The organism is Vibrio sp. 1069 (assembly GCF_033340555.1).
Genome location: NZ_JAWOWP010000764.1, coordinates 1 through 558 on the forward strand (window position 1 = coordinate 1; position 558 = coordinate 558).

1 protein-coding gene is annotated in these 558 nt (G+C 47.8%); it reads left to right on the top strand.

The genetic code is table 11. The features are described from left to right. Positions 1-558: penicillin-binding protein activator (locus R7040_RS28925; RefSeq protein ID WP_318097963.1), on the top strand; the 558-nt coding region annotated here is incomplete at both ends.

A 558-nucleotide genomic window follows, 5' to 3' on the forward strand; every position in this document is an offset into this window, starting at 1 on the left:
TATTGCAAACAACAATGGATGGCTCAGCAAACAGTCCAGCCATTCCAGCACTGGCGCTGAATATTCCTGAAGATGTTCAGCCAGGTACCGACATTTGCTACCTAGCGTTGTCACCTGAGCAAGAAGTGGCTCAAGCTGCAAAATACTTGTTTAGCGAAGGCTATAACTTCCCGCTGATCCTAGCGCCAAAAGGCAGCTACGGTGAGCGTGTTGTGCAAGCTTTCAATGAAGAATGGAGCAAGTACAGCTCAAACAAAGTCGCAACAAGCTACTTTGGTGATAAGCGCCAGCTACAAAAAGACATTAACGACGTCTTTGGATTACAAGAGAGCAAACAGCGTATCGCACAGATGCAATCGCTCAGGCGCATTAAGTTGGAAACACAGCCACGCAGTCGTCGTGATGTGGACGCAGTTTACATTGTCGCTCGTAGCTCTGAACTAACACTTATCAAACCATTCATTGAGGTCGCAATTAACCCAGATGCGAAGCCACCAAAACTGTTCTCGAACTCTCGTAGCAACAGCGGTGGTGCGAGGTACGAAGACCTAACAGGCA